This is a genomic window from Pseudomonas caricapapayae (assembly GCF_001400735.1).
GTDB lineage: Bacteria > Pseudomonadota > Gammaproteobacteria > Pseudomonadales > Pseudomonadaceae > Aquipseudomonas > Aquipseudomonas caricapapayae.
On sequence record NZ_LJPW01000066.1, the window covers coordinates 1 to 17,807 of the forward strand.

18 protein-coding genes are annotated in these 17,807 nt (G+C 60.2%); 13 read left to right on the forward strand and 5 right to left on the reverse strand.

Annotation, left to right across the window (positions count from 1 at the left end):
• The first annotated feature begins 325 nt into the window (after window positions 1-325).
• From ALO80_RS10110 to ALO80_RS10130, 5 genes are all read left to right on the forward strand, one after another.
• The gene (locus ALO80_RS10110) at window positions 326-1,243 is read left to right on the forward strand and encodes an AAA family ATPase (RefSeq protein WP_055008913.1); all 918 of its coding nucleotides are present in this window, start codon (window positions 326-328) and stop codon (window positions 1,241-1,243) included.
• On the forward strand, window positions 1,213-2,196 hold the full coding sequence (locus ALO80_RS10115; RefSeq protein WP_055008914.1) for a DUF58 domain-containing protein: 984 nt from the start codon (window positions 1,213-1,215) through the stop codon (window positions 2,194-2,196). The genes ALO80_RS10110 and ALO80_RS10115 overlap by 31 nt, the downstream gene beginning before the upstream one ends.
• The gene (locus ALO80_RS10120) at window positions 2,193-4,202 is read left to right on the forward strand and encodes a transglutaminase TgpA family protein (RefSeq protein ID WP_055008915.1); all 2,010 of its coding nucleotides are present in this window, start codon (window positions 2,193-2,195) and stop codon (window positions 4,200-4,202) included. Before ALO80_RS10115 ends, ALO80_RS10120 begins: the two co-directional genes overlap by 4 nt.
• 33 nt (window positions 4,203-4,235) lie before the next feature.
• Window positions 4,236-4,988, forward strand: a complete 753-nt coding sequence (locus ALO80_RS10125) for a CHAD domain-containing protein (RefSeq protein WP_055008916.1) — start codon at window positions 4,236-4,238, stop codon at window positions 4,986-4,988.
• Between the two features lie 123 nt (window positions 4,989-5,111).
• Window positions 5,112-5,909 (forward strand): acyl-CoA thioesterase, encoded by a 798-nt coding sequence (locus ALO80_RS10130; RefSeq protein ID WP_055008917.1) that lies wholly within the window; start codon window positions 5,112-5,114, stop codon window positions 5,907-5,909.
• Window positions 5,910-5,922: 13 nt separating this feature from the next.
• Here the strand turns inward: ALO80_RS10130 and ALO80_RS10135 are convergent, their stop codons facing one another.
• From ALO80_RS10135 to ALO80_RS10145, 3 genes are all read right to left on the reverse strand, one after another.
• Window positions 5,923-6,165, reverse strand: coding sequence for a hypothetical protein (locus ALO80_RS10135; RefSeq protein ID WP_055008926.1), 243 nt, complete (start codon window positions 6,163-6,165; stop codon window positions 5,923-5,925).
• A gap of 107 nt (window positions 6,166-6,272) precedes the next feature.
• Window positions 6,273-7,748 (reverse strand): methyl-accepting chemotaxis protein, encoded by a 1,476-nt coding sequence (locus tag ALO80_RS10140; RefSeq protein WP_055008918.1) that lies wholly within the window; start codon window positions 7,746-7,748, stop codon window positions 6,273-6,275.
• 84 nt (window positions 7,749-7,832) lie between these two features.
• Window positions 7,833-8,669 carry a TatD family hydrolase gene (locus ALO80_RS10145; protein WP_055008919.1) on the reverse strand — a complete coding sequence of 279 codons (837 nt, stop codon included), beginning with the start codon at window positions 8,667-8,669 and terminating at the stop codon, window positions 7,833-7,835.
• A 180-nt stretch (window positions 8,670-8,849) separates the two neighbouring features.
• On the opposite strand from ALO80_RS10145, the gene ALO80_RS10150 reads away from it, so the two are divergent.
• The 5 genes from ALO80_RS10150 to greB all read left to right on the forward strand — a co-directional run bounded on the left by ALO80_RS10150 (window position 8,850) and on the right by greB (window position 12,323).
• A complete protein-coding gene (locus tag ALO80_RS10150) occupies window positions 8,850-10,274 on the forward strand; it encodes an MltF family protein (RefSeq protein ID WP_055008920.1) in 1,425 nt (474 codons plus the stop codon).
• Window positions 10,275-10,381: 107 nt separating this feature from the next.
• Window positions 10,382-10,816: a DoxX family protein gene (locus ALO80_RS10155; RefSeq protein WP_054986773.1), complete on the forward strand. Its 435-nt coding sequence runs from the start codon at window positions 10,382-10,384 to the stop codon at window positions 10,814-10,816.
• A 243-nt stretch (window positions 10,817-11,059) separates the two neighbouring features.
• Entirely contained in the window at window positions 11,060-11,368 is a 309-nt protein-coding gene (locus ALO80_RS10160) for a hypothetical protein (protein WP_055005934.1), read from the forward strand.
• Between the two features lie 104 nt (window positions 11,369-11,472).
• Window positions 11,473-11,802, forward strand: a complete 330-nt coding sequence (locus tag ALO80_RS10165; protein ID WP_054986771.1) for a hypothetical protein — start codon at window positions 11,473-11,475, stop codon at window positions 11,800-11,802.
• A 47-nt stretch (window positions 11,803-11,849) separates the two neighbouring features.
• A complete protein-coding gene (gene greB, locus ALO80_RS10170) occupies window positions 11,850-12,323 on the forward strand; it encodes a transcription elongation factor GreB (RefSeq protein WP_055008921.1) in 474 nt (157 codons plus the stop codon).
• Between the two features lie 56 nt (window positions 12,324-12,379).
• Here greB and ALO80_RS10175 read toward each other — a convergent pair whose 3' ends face one another.
• Complete coding sequence (locus tag ALO80_RS10175) at window positions 12,380-14,896, reverse strand: ABC transporter permease (protein ID WP_055008922.1); 2,517 nt, start codon at window positions 14,894-14,896, stop codon at window positions 12,380-12,382.
• Entirely contained in the window at window positions 14,896-15,579 is a 684-nt protein-coding gene (locus tag ALO80_RS10180; RefSeq protein WP_055008923.1) for an ABC transporter ATP-binding protein, read from the reverse strand. Before ALO80_RS10180 ends, ALO80_RS10175 begins: the two co-directional genes overlap by 1 nt.
• 10 nt (window positions 15,580-15,589) lie before the next feature.
• Between ALO80_RS10180 and ALO80_RS10185 the strand changes: the two genes are divergently transcribed.
• The 3 genes from ALO80_RS10185 (at window position 15,590) to ALO80_RS10195 (ending at window position 17,609) form a co-directional block, all read left to right on the forward strand.
• Window positions 15,590-16,195, forward strand: a complete 606-nt coding sequence (locus tag ALO80_RS10185) for an arylesterase (protein ID WP_055008924.1) — start codon at window positions 15,590-15,592, stop codon at window positions 16,193-16,195.
• Window positions 16,196-16,251: 56 nt separating this feature from the next.
• The gene (locus ALO80_RS10190; protein ID WP_054986766.1) at window positions 16,252-16,533 is read left to right on the forward strand and encodes a hypothetical protein; all 282 of its coding nucleotides are present in this window, start codon (window positions 16,252-16,254) and stop codon (window positions 16,531-16,533) included.
• 110 nt (window positions 16,534-16,643) lie between these two features.
• On the forward strand, window positions 16,644-17,609 hold the full coding sequence (locus ALO80_RS10195) for a L,D-transpeptidase family protein (RefSeq protein WP_055008925.1): 966 nt from the start codon (window positions 16,644-16,646) through the stop codon (window positions 17,607-17,609).
• The last annotated feature ends 198 nt before the right edge of the window (window positions 17,610-17,807 follow it).

Consider the following 17,807-nt stretch of genomic DNA (forward strand, 5'->3'; position numbering starts at 1 on the left):
CGGGTCGCCGCAACGGGCCAATCATGGCCCGGATAAGCGCCAGGCCTCAGCCGTCACTTACGTCGCATTCTGCGTCGTCAGTGCCATCGTGGTTGAAAAGTACTGCGTTGGCAGGGAGCACATGCAAGTCATGAGATGACTATCGTCCCTACGCTCCCGCGTGCGGACGCAGTTCGTGACGCTCTGCGTCACAAATCTTCAGCCTGTCGAGGCAGTAGACCTAACCAACTCTGGCGAAACGGCCTACGCTCACTTTAAAGTGTTCGGACACTAGCATCGCTTGCAGTCCCACAGTCATGAAGCAGTTGCCGGAAGGGGCTTTTCGATGGGTAGAAAACTCGATGCGTGCCTGAGCGCCATCAACGAGGTGGTATTGGGCAAGGAAGTGCAGGTACGGCTGGCGATGACTTGTCTGATCGGTGGCGGGCATTTGCTGATCGAAGACTTGCCGGGGATGGGCAAGACCACCCTCAGCCATGCGCTGGCGAAAATCCTCGGGCTGAGTTATCAGCGTATTCAGTTCACCTCCGACCTGCTCCCGGGTGACATCCTGGGGACGTCGGTGTTTGATCGGGACAGCGGACAGTTCACTTTCCATCCCGGGCCGATCTTTGCCGAGTTGGTGCTGGCCGATGAAATCAACCGCGCCACGCCCAAGAGTCAGAGCGCGTTGCTTGAAGCCATGGAGGAGGGGCAGGTTTCCATCGAAGGTGCGACACGTCTGTTGCCCGATCCGTTTTTTGTGATTGCAACCCAGAACCCGTTCAGTTCCGGTGGCACCTTTGCCTTGCCCGAGTCGCAACTGGACAGGTTCATGATGCGCATCTCCATGGGCTATCCCGCCAGAGCGGCAGAAAAGGCCTTGCTGCTCGGCGAGTCACGCCGCGAATTATTGCCCCGTCTGCAACCGATTCTGGATCACGCCATGCTTGGCCAGCTTCAAATGCACGCGCGGCAGGTACGCGCCAGCGATGCGCTGGTCGATTATGTACTGCGGCTGGTCGAGGCGACGCGCAGTCAGCCGCAATTCGCTTACGGGCTGTCGCCCAGGGCGAGCCTGGCGATTCTGGCCGCTGCGCGGGCCTGGGCGATGTTGCTGGGCCGTGACTACTCGATTCCCGAGGACGTGCAGGCGGTGCTGCCTTCGGTGATCGGCCATCGGCTGCGCGAGCGCAGTGACCCTACGGGACATGGCGGCGGTGCGCTGGTGCAGTGGTTATTGCGCGAGGTGCCGGTGCTTTGATCGAACCGTTCAAACCGTTCTGGCAACGCTGGCTGGCGAGACGAATCCCTCCGGCGTCACGCATCACGCTCGACCACCGGCGCATTTTCATCATGCCGACGCGCATTGGCATGACCTTCGCGCTGGTGCTGGTGCTGATGCTGCTGGTGGCGATCAATTACCAGAACAGCCTGGCCTACGGCTTGACCTTTTTACTGATGTCGGTAGGGGTGCTGGCCATCTTGCACACCTATCGCAACGTCAGCGGCTTGATCCTGAGTGCCGGCGTGACGCGTTCGGTATTCGTCGGCGAGCCGGTGCAACTGCGTCTGCGGCTGGAAAGTGCAGGCCAGGCCCACCATGCACTGGGGTTGGGCTGGACCGCGACAGCATTGCAATCAAGCGATGTGCCGCCTCGTGGGCTGACCGACCTGGAACTGACCTTGCCGGCCGAAAAGCGTGGCTGGCTGCAGGCGCCAAGGCTGCGGATCGAGAGCGTCTTTCCACTGGGCATTTTCCGCGCCTGGAGTTGGCTGGATCTGGAGCAGAGCGCCTTGATCTACCCTCGGCCATTGTCCGGCGCGATGCCATTGCTCAAGGGCGCACAGCCCCATGCCGAGGATGACGGTCAGGCTACCCAAGGAGCCGGTGTCGATGATTATCAGGGGTTGCGCAGCTACCAGACGGGGGATAATCGCAGCCGCCTGCACTGGAAAGCGTATTCCCGAGGCCAGGGGTTGCTGGTCAAGGACTTCACTGACTTGAGTGGTCATGACCTGTGCCTGGACTTCATGGCACTGGGCGGTGACATCGAAGAGCGCCTGTCGCGCCTGTGTTATTGGGTGCTGGAACTGTCCCGGCGTCGCCAGCCATTCGCCTTGCGTCTGCCGGGGTTTCTGTCGATGGTGGACAGCGGCGATGCACACCGTGAGGCCTGCCTGCGGGCACTCGCTCTGTACGGTCATCGCTCATGAATGACACGATCAAAGCGGTTGTCGCCCCGCCGATCGGGCGTGTCAGTCTCACTTGGCTGCTATTGGCGCAGGCACTGGTGGTGTTGCCGTTCGCGCTGCACGTGCCCGTGTCGATCATGCTGCTGTGGCTGGGCTGTACGTTCTGGCGGGTTCAGGTGTTCCGGATGCGCGCCCGGCTGCCCGGCACCTGGGTCAAGTCAGGCCTGCTGGTGGGCACTGCCGGTGGGGTTTATCTGGCGCGTGGCAGCCTGGTCGGGCTGGATGCAGGCGCGGCGTTGCTGGTTGCTGCCTTCGTTCTGAAAATGCTCGAAATGAACAACCGCCGAGACGCACGGGTGCTGATCTTCCTCGGCTTCTTTTGCGTGGCGGTCGGTTACCTGTTTGAAGACAACCTGCTGTGGGCGCTTTTCAGTCTGTTACCGGTCGGCGCGTTGCTGGCCGCGTTGATCGGTCTGCAGCAATCGGATCTGGCTGGCAGGTCAACCGACACGCTCAAGCTGGCATTCAAACTGATGGCACAGGCAGCGCCGCTGATGCTTCTTCTGTTCCTGTTTTTTCCGCGTCTGGACCCGCTCTGGTCGCTGCCGCAACCGAGTAACAAGGGCGTCACCGGGCTGTCCGACAATATGGCACCCGGCGATATGGCGGAGCTGAGCAAATCGCCAGCGCTGGTGTTTCGTGCCAGCTTTGAAGGGCCGATGCCGGCGCGCAAACAGTTGTACTGGCGTGGCCTGACCCTCGAGCAGTTCGATGGACGTCGCTGGTCACAGTCGGCACGCGCTCAGGCTGTGCAGATCCCGCAGTGGGACAAACGCGGCGATCCACTGGCATACAGCATTGTCATGGAGGCCAGCGGTCGGCCCTGGCTGCCGAGCCTCGACGTGGCTGAAACCACGTTGCCGGACGTTCGTCTGATGAGCGACTTCCGTCTGCAACGCAGACGTCCCGTCGAACAATCGCTGCTGTATGCCGCCAAGTCCTGGCCGCAGGGCATCCGTGACCCGCAATCGGCCGAGCAGATCCAGCGCCAGAACCTGCAATTGCCAGCCAGGGGTAATGATCAGGCCCGGCAATGGGCCGATACACTGCGCCGTCGTTACACCACGCCGGACGCCCTGGTCGCTGCCATGCTCGGTTACTTCAGTGATCAGCCGTTTCACTACACCCTCAAACCGATGCCGCTGGGCAACGACAGCATTGATGAGTTTCTGTTTGCAAGCCGCCAGGGTTTTTGCGCCCACTACGCAGGTGCCATGACCTTTGTGCTGCGCGCTGCGGGTATTCCGGCGCGAGTCGTGGCCGGGTATCAGGGTGGCGAACTGAACCCCGACGGCCAGTACCTGACCGTGCGCCAGTTCGACGCGCATGCCTGGGTGGAATATTGGCAGCCGGGTGTCGGCTGGCGCAGTGTCGACCCGACTCCAGCCGTGGCACCGCAACGTATCGAGCAAGGGCTGGAGCAGGCGCTGGCGGCAGACGAAGCCTTTCTTCAGGATTCGCCACTGTCAGCCTTGCGCTATCGCAACGTGCCCTGGATCAACGCTGTTCGCCTGAGTTGGGATAACCTCAATTACGGCTGGCAGCGCTGGGTGCTGGGCTATCAGGGACAACAGCAGTTACAAATTCTCGGCCGCTGGTTTTCGGGTTTTCAGGCACCGGTTTTCGTCCTGGGAACCTTGTTTTCGCTGGGCCTGATCGCGTTGTGGCTGTTCAAACCCTGGCAGCGCGAAAGCGACTTGCAACTGCGGGCATTCAACGCCTTTGAACGCTTGCTCGCCCGCCATGGTCTGCGTCGTATGCCGGGTGAAGGCGCTGAAGCATTCGGACGCAGAGCGGTGTTGTATTTTCCGCAGCACGCCGAGGCCATCGAAGCGTTCATCCGCGAATTTCAGGCGCAGCGATATGCTGGGCGTCTCGCCTCGGCCAGTCGCTTGAGGCATGCGTTGAGCACGCTGCGCCGTGGTCTGCCATGGAGGTTGTCAGCCGTCAGGGACAGGCATTCATGAATGAGTGTGTCGAAGGGGAATTGCATGTCTTCAATGGTGGATCATCTGGTTGCCGAAGTGCTGGCGCTGGATGTCAGATTGCTCGCGTGCCAGGCACGTCTGGCGGTTTCGACGGACAGCGAAGCGCTGCATGATTTGCGCACGACAGTGCGTCGCCTGCGCAGTGTACTGCGGCCGCTGCGGGAGAACCCGGCTGCCGCAGAGCTGGAGGAGGCGGCCAGGGCGGTGGGGCAACTGACCACGCCGTTGCGTGATATGCAGGTACTCGCCGCGTTTCTTGACGAGCAGGGCTTGAACGAAGCGGCTTTCAAACGCAATCAGTACCTGGAAACTACTTGCCCAGGGGTGGCGAAGTCGGCCGAACTGACCCTTTTGCTCAAGCTGATCGACCGATTCCCGTCGTTGCTGCGTGAGCAACAGCGCCAGGGAGCGTTGCGCGGTTTGCGCAAAACCATCGAAAAACGAATGGACAAACAGTGGAAAAAGCTGCGCGTGGCCATCGCCGAGCCGGGGCATGATCGGCATGACCTTCGATTGCTGATCAAACGCGTACGTTATGCCGCCGAAGCCTACCCGCAACTCAGCCATCAGCCGAAAAACATGCAGGCCCGGCTCAAGTCCGCACAGGGCGAACTGGGCGACTGGCATGATCACCTGCAATGGCTGGCGCAGGCTGATGAACAGGCGGATCTGGCACCGTGCGTACCTGGCTGGCAGATCGGTATCGTACGTGCCGAGCGCAAGGCCGAAGCATCGCTCAAACGACTGGCCAAGGCGTGTTTTTAAGGTCTTGACGATCTATGAGGAAATAGGTCATTCAGGCCGCAATTATGGCCAGTATGCGGCATGTCGTGGAGTAAGAGGATGGTTATCATCCATCCACTTGTGAGCCGACTTGCTGGAGTAAGCATGACCTTTTCCGAACTGATCGATGCCGTGCGTCACGATCCGCGTGCTGTCACCATCCCTGCTGAATGGTCTCAGGGGCGCGCCTGCTTTGGCGGACTGATGGCGGCGCTGACCTACGACGCGATGCGTGCCGAAGTCCCGGAAGGGCGGCCGGTGCGCTCGCTGGCGATTACCTTTGTCGGGCCGGCCGAGCCCGGAAAGCCGATTGCCTTCGAGGTCGAAATCCTGCGTCATGGCAAGGCTGTCAGTCAGGTGCTGGGACGCGCCGTGCAGAATGGTCAGGTGATGACGCTGATACAAGGCAGCTTTGGTGCACCCCGGCAATCGATGATTGCCGTTGCCGCAGACGCCGCGCCAGTTCTCAAGCCGGTTGATCAATGCCCGGAGCTGCCTTTTGCCAGTGGGGTGATGCCCGATTATTTGCGATTCATGGATATTCGCTGGGCGTTGGGTGGCATGCCGTTCAGCAATACGCCGTCACCGGCAATTGGCGGGCATGTGCGCTTTCGCGATGAGCCGTACGCCAGCCCGATGAACGAAGCTCATATTCTGGCGCTGGTCGACACTTGGCCGCCGGCAATATTGCCGCACCTGAACGCGCCGGCACCGGGCAGTTCGTTGACCTGGACCATCGAGTTCATTCAGCCACAGCCGTCGCTCGATACAGTGCAATGGTGCAGCTACCGCGCAGTCATCGAACATGCCCGAGACGGATACGGCCATATCGCCGCTGCATTGTGGGGCCCGGATGGCGAGCTGATTGCAATCAGTCGCCAGACGGTAACGGTGTTTGGCTGACAGACAGGACTGGCTAGGGTTTCTGATGAGAGCGGGCTGCGTCCTTGCGCTGAAAACCCAGCGCCGCCACCAGGCCAATCACGCCGATGGCGATTGACGAAAGGCTTTCGGAAAACAGGCCATTGAGTATCAGCAGGGTGGCCAGAATGAACAACGGCACGGCAATCAGGTACAACGCCAGACTCGCCGAGTGTTCCTGGTTGTCGTTGCTGTCATGCCATTGGGTCAGTTGCAGATCGGGAAGTGGCTTGTTCATGCTGAGGTCCTCTTCAGGGTAACGCGTGAAGCGTCGTTTGATGCCTGAAGCATAGGCCCGCTCCCCGATCACCACGAGTCAAGTCTGTCTATCGCCGCGATAGCCTGTTACAGCTTGAGCTGGCCAATGGCGGCATTCAGCTCGCCTGCCAGTGTAGCGAGTTCGTCACTGGTGCTCGCCGATTCCAGCGTCTGGACCACCGTGCGTTCTGTGACATCGCGAATACTGACCACGGCCCGGTTCATTTCCTCGGCCACCTGACTTTGCTGCTGCGCTGCAACGGCGATCTGCGTATTGCTTTCACGCATCTGCGCCACGGCACCGGCAATGGCCGCCAGTGCTGCGCCTGCTTCCCTGGCCTGTTGCACGCATTCATCGGCCTTGAAGGAGCTCTCCTGCATGAAATCCACCGCATCGCGTGTGCCGCTTTGCAGGGTCGAGACCATCGTGGTGATTTCGTCGGTCGACGTCTGCACCCGTTTGGCCAGGTTGCGTACCTCATCGGCTACCACGGCAAAGCCCCGGCCCATTTCCCCGGCGCGTGCGGCTTCGATGGCCGCGTTCAGGGCCAGCAGGCTGGTTTGTTCGGCAATACTGTGGATAACGCTGACCACGCCGTTGATCTTATGGCTGTCTTCGGCCATGCGCTGGATCATTTCGGCGGTCTGCTGCACGCCGCTGGAAAGCCCGGCGATGGACAATTGGACGCGGTCGACCACCACTTTGCCACTACCCGCCAGCGCGTCGGCTGTCTGTGACTGATCGCGGGTGGCCGTGGCGTGCTGAGCGATGTGGTGGACAGTGGCGGTCATCTCGTTGATGGCGGTGGCCACCTGATCGGTTTCGCTCTGTTGACCGAGCATTCCCTGACGCACATCTTTCATGCCCGCCGCCAGATATGCAGCCCCCTGATCGAGGCGGCCAGCCGTCTGCGAGACCGTATTGACCACCCGCTGATAACCGGCCTGCATGGCGTTGAATGCTTTGGCCATTTGCCCGACCTCGTCGTTACCCTGGTTGGGCACGCGGACTGACAAGTCACCGCTTTTCTCGACGTGCAGCATCACGTCCTTGAGCGCGTTGAGCTGGCTGAGCAGAAAGCGGATCAGCAGTTGCGAGGCGCCGAGCATTAACAGCATCAGCACGAACACGGCAACTGCGTAATGACCGAAGCGATCTTTAAATACCTGTCGCAAGGTCGGCACAAAGACCAGCACTGCAATCTGCTGACCAGTGTCACGGGTGACGACCTGCGCGCCGTTCAACAGTCGATCGCCGAAGGGTCGACTCAGTTTGACCCAGTCGCGGCCGTCAGCCAGTTCAGGCAGCGCAAGGGTATTGAAGGACGGTGTCTGCCCTTTGCTGTAAGTCAGCACCGCATCGCTGGAGGGCAGGGGAGCGTCGCCAGGCCATGCTGCAAGCACGCGTGCCTGCGCGTAGGCGGCCTGGCGCGAGGTGTCCGCGCGTGCCTGTTGCTCCGTGTGCATGGCGTAAAGCACCAGCAACAGCGTTGTGACGAAGGCGACCGCATTGACGGCCCAGAATTTATATTTCAGCGACAGGTTGCCAAGCCATGAGCCCATGAGTGGTCTTCTTTGGTAATCGTGTGGAGTAGCAGCAAGATGCCATCACGATGCCTCAACCATGAAAGAACTCTTTGATACGGGTCAAGAAAGCTGCAGTTTTTCATCCGGTGTCTGTGCAAGGACCGACAAATCGAAAAAATCTCGCGCGCAGGCGGTGCTGTGACGTGCAAGATCTTCCTGACTTTCGCCACGGTGCAAGGCCACTTCGCGCAACACCTCGGGCAGGTAAGCCGGTTCGTTGCGGCCATTTTTGGGCTTGGGGCGCAGGCTGCGGGGCAAAAGATAAGGCGCATCGCTTTCCAGCATCAGGCGGCCGCGAGGGATATTGCCCACCAGCGGGTGTAGATGGGTGCCGCGTCGTTCATCGCAAATCCAGCCGGTGATACCGATGTGCAGGTCGAGGTCCAGATAGCTGAACAATGCAGTGCGCTCGCCGGTGAAGCAGTGCACCACCGCAGCGGGCAGGCGGTCGCGGTAGTCACGCAGAATCTCCATGAGGCGCTGGTTGGCATCACGTTCGTGCAGGAACACCGGCAATTGCAGTTCCACCGCCATGGCCAGGTGCGCCTCGAGAACCTTTTCCTGCTGCTGGCGGGGTGAGAAGTCGCGATTGAAATCCAGCCCGCATTCACCCACCGCGCGGACGCGATTTTCCTTGAGCAAGGCATGCAACTGTTTCTCGCTGTCGCCGGTCCAATCGCTCGCCGAGTGTGGGTGGATACCTGCCGTGCAGAACAGGCGTTGCGCGCTTTCATCAAGCTCGTGACACAACTGCAAGGCGTGTTCGCTGCCCTCGACACTGGTGCCGGTCACCACCAGTTGTTGGACGCCCGCGGCATAGGCGCGGTCGAGTACCGCCTGTCGCTGCGAGGCGAAGCTTGCGTTGGTCAGATTGACGCCGATGTCGATGAGTTGCATGGTGCTATCTCCAGCTCAAGGCTGCCGAGCATACCAGAGCTCTGGCCACAATAAGAAAACGCTGGGTATTCAAGCGATTGGGCCTGATGGTTCAACGATTTCCTTCGCTGTTCGATGCTGCTGCGTGACCTCAAGATTTCCTTTTTCCTGTTTTTTTCCGGCATTGCCCTGGGGAAGTGAATGATCCGATCCGCGCTTGTGTCTTTTATCTGTCTGATACTGCTGCTGCCGCCTCTGCACGCTTCTGCACGTCAGACCGGCCCTGAGGCCGTGCAGCACGATCCGAAGGTGCGCGATCTGCCTGCGATTCGCAGCAGCAAGGTGTTGCGTGTGCTGGTCAATCAAAGCCGCAACAGTTCCGGTGACGTCAAGGGCCAGGAGATAGGCGTCGAATACCATCGTCTGCAAGTCTTCGAACAGTACCTCAACAGTCATTCCCGTGATGGACAGAAAGTTACGTTCAAGGTCATCCCCAAGGCCAAGAACCAGCTGCTGACAGCATTGCAGCGTGGCGAAGGCGATATGATCGCGCCCGGCGAGCTGCTGGATGTCAGTCAGGCCAAGGGCATTCAGGCCAGTGCGCCCATTATTCATGATGTGCCTCTGGTACTGGTCGGTGTGAGTGGCCAGCGCAGTGTGCGCCGTGTGGATCAACTGTCCGGGAAGACGCTGAGCCTGCCCACCGGCAGCGCAGCCGACGAGGCCCTGCATCAGGTCAATCGACAATTGGAGCTGCGCAAGCTGCCGTTGGCCAAAATCGAATGGGTCGACCCTAGCCTCGCGGTAGAGGATGTGCTGGAGATGGTCCAGGCCGGTATTTATCCGATGACCCTGGTCGAGCAGCCTATTGCCGAGCGCTGGGCCAGAATTATGCCCAGACTACGTATCGAGCGCGGGCTGACCTTGCAGACTCACGGCGACATCAGCTGGTTTGTACGCGACAACGCCACTCAGCTGCGCGCCAGTGTCGATGATTTCCTCAAAGGTTATAAGCCATCGGCCCAGCAGGACCTGGTGTTCGCCAAGGCTTACAAAGATACCTACAAGGTCAACAATCCGCTGGTGCGCAATAACCTGCAACGTCTCGAGCAACTGCGTCCGATGCTGCAACGCCACGCTGATGCGCAGGGTATGGACTGGCTGGACCTGGCGGCGCTGGCGTTCAAAGAGTCGAAACTCGACCCCACAGCCAAGGGCAGTGGCGGCGCGACCGGCCTGTTGCAGATTACCCCTTCGGCGGCAAAGAGCGTCGGCGTACCGAGTATTCAGAGCGCCGACGATAATATCCGCGCAGGTTCACGCTACATGGCGCTGATCCAGCGCAAGTATTTTTCCAGTACCCGAGTCAATGAGCGCGAGCGTATGGCATTCGTGATGGCTGCCTACAATCTGGGCCCGGAGCGTGTGCAGGGCATGCGCGAGGAAGCCCGGCGACGCGGGCTCAATCCAAATCAGTGGTTTTTCCAGACCGAGCGGGTGGCGATGGAGCAGGGCGGTGCAAACGTCGTAGCGTTCGTGAACAGCGTGAACAAATACTACCTGGCATTTGATCGCGAGCGGGATTCGCTGGAAAAGAGCGGGCCAAAGACTGCCGTGAAACGCTGATTAATCGATATTTTCGATTGTAATGTGCCGATATTTGCGGTTTTTACATGAGTTAATTTGATTATCATGGCACCACTCGCACTTAATCAATTCTGGAAATCACCTACATGAACACATTGATCAAATCGGTTCTCACCACTCGCGCCGGCTACGGCCTGACGGTACTGCGTGTGATTGTCGGCATCGCATTTATCGCTCACGGCAGTCAGAAACTGTTCGGCGCTTTCGGCGGTTATGGCCTGGAAGGTACCGCGCACTATATGGAAAGCCTGGGCCTGACACCGGGCTACCTGATGGCGTTGATGTCTGGCAGCGCCGAGTTTTTCGGCGGTCTGGGCTTGCTCCTTGGTCTGCTGGCCCGTCCGGCTGCCGCTGTGGTCATGGTGCTGTTGCTGGTGGCCATTTTTACGGTGCATATCCACAACGGTTTTTTCATGGCCAACAACGGCTATGAATATGCACTGGCATTGCTCGGTGGCGCTTTGGCAGTGCTTATCGAAGGCGCAGGCAGGTTGTCGCTGGACCGCGTCATCGCCCGATAACCGGCTACGCTTGTTGTGCAAGGCCCGCTTCCTGGCGGGCCTTGTGCGTTTGCAGGCTTGCATCACGGACGACAATTGACAATGAATGGGACGTTTCTCTAGGATGCGTGCTCAAGCGCCGATTTAACAACTACTTGCGGGGCGCCTGGCAAGGCTCGAACCTTGTCGAAATACCGCTAAAACGTTGGTTCGGTGTTGCCTCTCACCGCTGCCCAGCGGACTTTGCGAGGCAGAGATATAACCATGAACAACCTGCGCCCCCTCATTCGTCTTTCGCCGATCAGCACGGTCTTGTCACGCAAGAATCCGAAGATCCTTCTGAGCGGTTCCCATCAGCCGACATTGCTGCGTTATCTCGACGGCTGGCCTCGTCGGCGGGGTGGTTCCTGTGCGTTTCTGATTCAGTTTGTCGATACCAACCCGTCGCTCAGCCACTTTGCCAATGACCAGTTCGACCTGGCCGTGGTGCAATCGCCGCGGGCAGATGACGTCGAACAGGTCATTCGTGACCTTACGCGCATTGCCCGGCAGGGCCTGATTACGCTGGGCTGACGCCACTGGCGTATTCAATTGCGATAGAAGGCATATTGCTGGCCCCCGGCCCGTGAGCGGACAGGCAAAATCGCCGCCTTATCAAAGGATTAGGTGGTTTCTGCATGCGTTTGGTCTATTGTGCTCTGGCGTGCCTGACGCTTTCCGGGCTGGCTTTTTCCGTCCAGGCCAGAAATGCGACGGAAAACGAACGTTATCTGTGTCGCTGGGGCTCGACCATTGCCGGCGGTGCGCAGGCGTCCAAGCTATCAGGCGTTACCCGTTACGGGGCGCGGCAGAAGCTGCAGGCTCGCAAGTTCGCCAAACAATGGATGCGGCCGATGGCATTGCGTATCACGGAACAGACCTACGACAGCGAGTCGCGTTTGAGGCCTGATGCGGTCAGCAAGGTGTATTACGAAGGCTGCATCCAGCATGAGGTAGCGCGTCGCTGATCTTCAATTGCCTGTCGAATTGATTTTTGCAGGGCCGGAGGAATGTCTTGAGTACAAAGATCATCACTGTGGGCGGGCATGAAGCCCTGAAGAAGGAGCTTGATTACCTCTGGCGAGAGCACCGGCCCGATATTACTCAGAAGGTTGCCTGGGCAGCCTCGCTGGGTGACCGCAGCGAGAACGCGGATTATCAGTACAACAAGAAACTGTTGCGCGAGATCGACCGGCGCGTGCGCTACCTGCGCAAACGCCTCGAAGACATGCGTGTCGTTCAGTATTCGCCGGAGCAGGAAGGGCGGGTGTTCTTCGGTGCATGGGTCGAGATCGAGAACGAAGCGGGTGATCTCAAGAAATTCCGCATTGTCGGCTATGACGAAATCTATGGGCGTAACGACTATATCTCCATCGACTCGCCCATGGCTCGCGCGTTGCTGAAGAAGGAAGTGGGCGACGACGTGCTGGTCAACACGCCTGAAGGCGAGAAGCTCTGGTTTGTGAATTCGATTGTTTACGAGCGGTAAGGCCGGACGCTCTGCGTCGAAGTCCGGCCCGTTACCTCAGTCCCATCGCGGTGTTCTCAACCCTCGCGCAACACGGTCAGCGGGCTGACGTTCAGAGCCCGGCGTGTGCCGAACACGCCTGCGCCGCCAACCAGCAGGGCGCCTATTACCGGTAGCAACAGCAGCCACGGGTGCGGTTGCCATTCCAGGGAAAAGGCGTAGCGGTACAGCACGAAGCTCACCAGTTCGCAGCCCAGCGCCGCCAGCATTCCACTGGCAGCCCCCAGCAAACCGAACTCGATCCGTCGCGACTTGATCAATAGCGCTCGTTCTGCGCCAAGCGCACGCAGGAGTGCACCCTGGCGGATGCGTTCATCAAGGGTCGCCTGCAATCCGGAGAACAGCACGGCAATGCCAGCCGCCAGCACGAACAGCAGCACGAACTGCACGGCCAGCGTGACTTGATCAAGGATGCTGCGCACCTGCGCGAGCAGAGCCTCTACCCCCAGGATGCTGATTGACGGGTAGGCCCGCGACAGTTCGACAATCTGTTTGTCCTGACCAGGCGGCAGGTAGAAGCTGGTCAGGTAAGTGGTCGGCAGGTCGGCCAGCGTACCCGGCTGAAAGATCATGAAGAAGTTGGGCTGGAAGGTGTCCCAGTTTACGTCCCTCAGGCTGGTGACCACCGCCTCGCGTGTCAGGCCCCCGACGATGAAGCCCAGACGGTCGCCCAGCTTGATTTTCAGGCTTTCGGCCAGCTTGGTCTCGATCGACACGCCGGGCGTTGCCTCGCCCTGTCCTGACTCAGGCAGGTTCTTCCACCAACTGCCGGCAGTCAGGGTGTTGCCCTCGGGCAGATCGGCGGCCCAGGTCAGGCTCAGGTCGCGGCGTGTAGCATTTTCGCCACGCGAATCTTTGGTCACGAAATTGCCTACCGGTTCACCGTTGATGCTGGTCAGGCGCCCAGGCACTACCGGGTAGAGCGGAGCCGAATGGGTGGACAGCCTGGTCAGGGTCTGGGCGAAGTTTTCCTTCTCCGCTGGCAACACATTGAGCACAAAATAGTTGGGCGCATCCTTTGGCAACTGATTTTGCCAGGTGTCGAGCAGTTCACCACGCAACAGCGCGATCAGGCCCATCGACAGCAGGATGAGGCCGAAGGCCAGTGATTGACCGGCAGCGGCCAGTGGATAGCGCAGCAGTTGCCCCAGACCGAGTCGCCAGGGCAGCGATGCACCGGCCAGCAACCGACGCAAGCTGTTGAGCACCAGCAGCAACAGGCTGCCAAGCACCAGTGCCGCGACGATGCCGCCGCCCAGCAGGGCAAAGGTCAGCACCAGATCCAGGCTCAGGCGCCACATGATCAGGCCCAGCGCGAGCAGCGCTGCGCCATACACGAACCAGGAACTGGCGGGTATCGGCAGCATGTCACGGCGCAGCACGCGCAATGGCGGCACTCGACCCAGGGCAGCGAGTGGTGGCAGGGCAAAGCCGGCCAGCGCTACCAGCCCGGTGCCCATGCCCGCCAGTGCAGGCAGCAGGCCTCCCGGCGGAACGGTGGCTGGCAGCAGGTTTTGCAGCAGCGCGAACAGGCCCAGCTGTGCCAGCCAGCCCAGCAGCACTCCGCTCAGGCTGGCCAGCAGGCCGATGATCGCCAGTTGCAGACTGAACAGGCTCATCGCCTCGCCGCGCGACAGGCCCAGGCAGCGAAGCAGAGCGCTGGCATCGAAGCGCCGTGCGGCAAAGCGCGAGGCCGAGAGTGCAACGGCAACGCCTGCCAGCAGCACGGCCACCAGACTCGCCATGTTCAGGTAACGTTCGGCCTTGCCCAAGGCACCACCGATCTGCTGACTGCCATCGCGGGCGTCCTTGATTTCCTGATGCGGTTCCAGGCCCGGCTCAATGGCTTTACGGTAAGCCGCCAGCGCCTCTGGCGGGCCGCTCCACATTTCTCGGTAGGTCACCCGGCTGCCCGGCTGTACAACGCCAGTGGCGGCGAGATCCTGCAGGTTGATCATCACCCTTGGGGTCAGGCTGTAGAAATTGCCCGCACGGTCAGGCTCGTAAGTCAGCACGCGAGCCAGTTTCAGGGTTTTCGAACCGACATCGATATTATCACCGACCTTCAGATCGACGGCCGGGAACAGCCGTGCCTCGGCCCAGGCTTCACCGGGCTTCGGACCGCTACCAGCCTGTTCGGTCTGATACAGGTCCGCTGCGCTTTTCAGTTCGCCGCGCAAGGGATAGACGTCATCCACCGCCTTGATGCTCGACAGCTGAATGCCGGTGTCGGTGGCGATCACGCTGGAAAAAATCACGATCTGTGCGTGCTTGAGTTGCAGGCGTTTGCCTTCCTCGATCTGCTCGGCGCGGGCGGGGCTGGAGCCCTCCAGAATCAGGTCGGCACCCAGAAACTCGGTCGCCCGTAGCAGCATCGCGCCGTTGAGGCGCGCACCGAAGTAGCCGATGGCGGTACTGGCAGCCACGGCTACCAAAAGCGCAAAGAACAACACCCGCAATTCTCCGGCGCGGGCGTCGCGCAGCAACTGGCGAGTGGCGAGGCTTAACAGGCGGACAAAAGGCAGGCGTGCCATCAAGGCTCCAGCGGGGCGACCAGTCGGCCCCCTTCAAGGCGGATCAGGCGACGGCAGCGATGTGCCAGACGCTCATCGTGAGTCACCAGCACCAGCGTGGTGTTGCGCTCCTTGTTCAGTTCGAACAACAGGTCGCTGATGCGCTCGCCAGTGTGGCTGTCCAGGTTGCCGGTGGGCTCGTCGGCGAACAGCACGTCCGGGTCAGCGGCGAAAGCGCGGGCAATGGCGACCCGCTGCTGTTCGCCTCCGGACAATTGACGCGGTGTGTGCGTGAGGCGCTGGCCAAGGCCCACGCGCTCCAGCAGGTCACGAGCCTTTTCACGGGCGTCCTTGCGGCCTTCAAGCTCCATCGGCAGCATGACGTTTTCCAGTGCATTCAGGCTGTCGAGCAACTGAAATGACTGAAACACAAACCCGACGTGCTCGGCGCGCACTCTGGCACGCTGGTCTTCATCCAGATCACTCAGGTTGCGGCCTGAGAGGATGACCGAACCCGAGCTGGGCAGGTCCAGCCCGGCAAGCAAGCCAAGGAGGGTGGATTTACCAGAACCTGAGGCTCCGACGATGGCCAGTGTGTCGCCCTTGTTTAGTTCCAGGGAGAGTTCGTGCAGGATGGTCAGGTCACCTTCGGTGCTGGGGACTACTTTGCTGAGGCTTTGGGCACTGAGAATACTTTCACTCATGGAGAATCCGATGCGTGCGTTGTTTTTAAGTGCTGGCCTGGGGTTACTGCTGCTGTCACAGGGCGCGTTGGCGGGCACGGTGTTGATCGTCGGGGATAGTATCAGTGCGGCTTTCGGACTGGATACCCGTGTGGGGTGGGTGAGTCTGCTGGAGCAGCGTCTGAGCAAGGAGGGATTCGACGACAAGGTGGTCAATGCGTCGATCAGCGGCGACACCAGCGCAGGCGGCCAGGCGCGTCTGCCTGCGCTGCTTGCAGAGCATAAGCCAGCGCTGGTCATTCTCGAATTGGGTGGCAACGACGGGCTGCGTGGCCAGCAGCCTGCTCAATTGCAACAAAACCTTTCATCGATGATAGATCGCTCGCAGGCTGCAGGTGCCAAAGTGCTGTTGCTGGGTATGCGTATCCCACCCAACTACGGGCCGCGCTACACCAGGGCCTTCGAAGAGGTCTACAGCAACCTTGCCAAAGAGAAGAAGGTCCCCTTCGTGCCATTTTTTTTGGAAGGTGTGGGCGGGGTGCCTGAGTTGATGCAGGCCGATGGTCTTCACCCTGCTGCGGCCGCTCAGGGGAAATTGCTGGAAAATGTCTGGCCGAGCCTGAAACCGCTGCTTTGAGGCTTTCCCGGACGGGGGCTTTCGGCTAATGTGGCGCCCCCGATCTGGAGCCCCCCATGCCGCGTCCCGCCTGGTCCCTGTATGCCTATCAAATGCTTGAGCCCGATGAGCAGCTGGATCTGTTCGCCTGTCAGGAAGTGCGCGTTCATCTGATTGCCCGTCAACTGGAACTGGGCGGCTCGATTGACCGGACATTGTGTGGCACGCTGCTGCCTGCTCAGCCGCAAATGCGCGCAGTCGAACTGCAAGCTATGCGCGATGAGCGTCTTTGCCCTCTGTGCAAGGCCATTCTCGATGCGCAGCGCAGGGGAATGAATCCTATCTGGCCTGAACTTTAGCTGTCACGGCTGCCTGCAGGCCAACCGCAGATGTCCCCGATCCTGCAAGTGCCGTGTACACTTCAGTTCTTGTCTTCATACCAATGTCGTTACCCGAAGGATCTTCCCGGATGTTGTCGCGCATTCCAGCCGTTACCCGCTGTCTGTCGCTTGCTGCTCTGTGCGCGGCGAGCTCTGTCCATGCACTGGAGTTTCCGTTGCCGCCACCCGGCGAAGACATCGTCGGCCAGGTACAGGTCATCAAGGCCCGATACGAAGACACCTTCGCCGATCTGGGCACCCGATATGACCTGGGTTACCTGGAAATGATCGCGGCCAACCCCGGTGTCGATCCGTGGCTGCCGGGGGCAGGCAAGGACATCGTACTGCCGACCCGCTTCATCCTGCCGCCGGGGCCGCGCGAAGGGATTGTCATCAACCTTGCCGAGTACCGGATGTATTACTACCCCAAAGGGCAGAATGTCGTGCACACCTATCCGTTGGGTGTCGGCCGTGAAGGCTGGGGTTCGCCCATCGGTGTGACCAAAGTGACGGCCAAGACGCCTAACCCGACCTGGACGCCACCGGCCTCGATCAAGGCCGAGCATGCTGCCGACGGCGACCCGTTGCCCCATGTGGTGCCAGCCGGTCCCGATAACCCGCTGGGGCCGTTCAAATTCGGTCTGGGGCTTTCCGGCTACCTGATCCACGGCTCGAACAAGAAATTTGGTATCGGCATGCGCACCAGTCATGGCTGTTTCCGCATGTACAACAACAATGTGCTGGAACTGGCCGACATGGCCCCGGTCGGTACGACCGTGCGCATCATCAGCGAGCCTTACAAATTCGGCATCAGCGGCGGCAAGGTTTACCTTGAAGCGCACACCCCGGTCGATGATCTGGGTAACCCGTCGGTGGTCGACAAGCACACTGCGGTGATCAATGCGCTGCTCAAACGTGACGACCTGGCCAACAACCTGCGCATGAACTGGGATGTGGTGCGTGATGTGGTGGCAGCCGAAGACGGCATGCCGGTAGAAATTGCCGTGCCGGGCAGCACGTCTGCGAGTACCGAAGAACCGGTGATTTTTCAGTAAAGCGTCGCCAGATGTCCAGCGTGCTTTCATGCCAATGCTCTGCGTCATAACCACCGTGTGACGCAGAGCGTCACGAACTGCATGCCCACGCGGAGCGTCGGTACGATAGTCATCCGTACCTTCAGCCAAACTGCTCAAAAACGCTTTTCAACCGCGAAGGCACTGACAACGCCGAGTGCGACGTAAGTGACGGCTGAG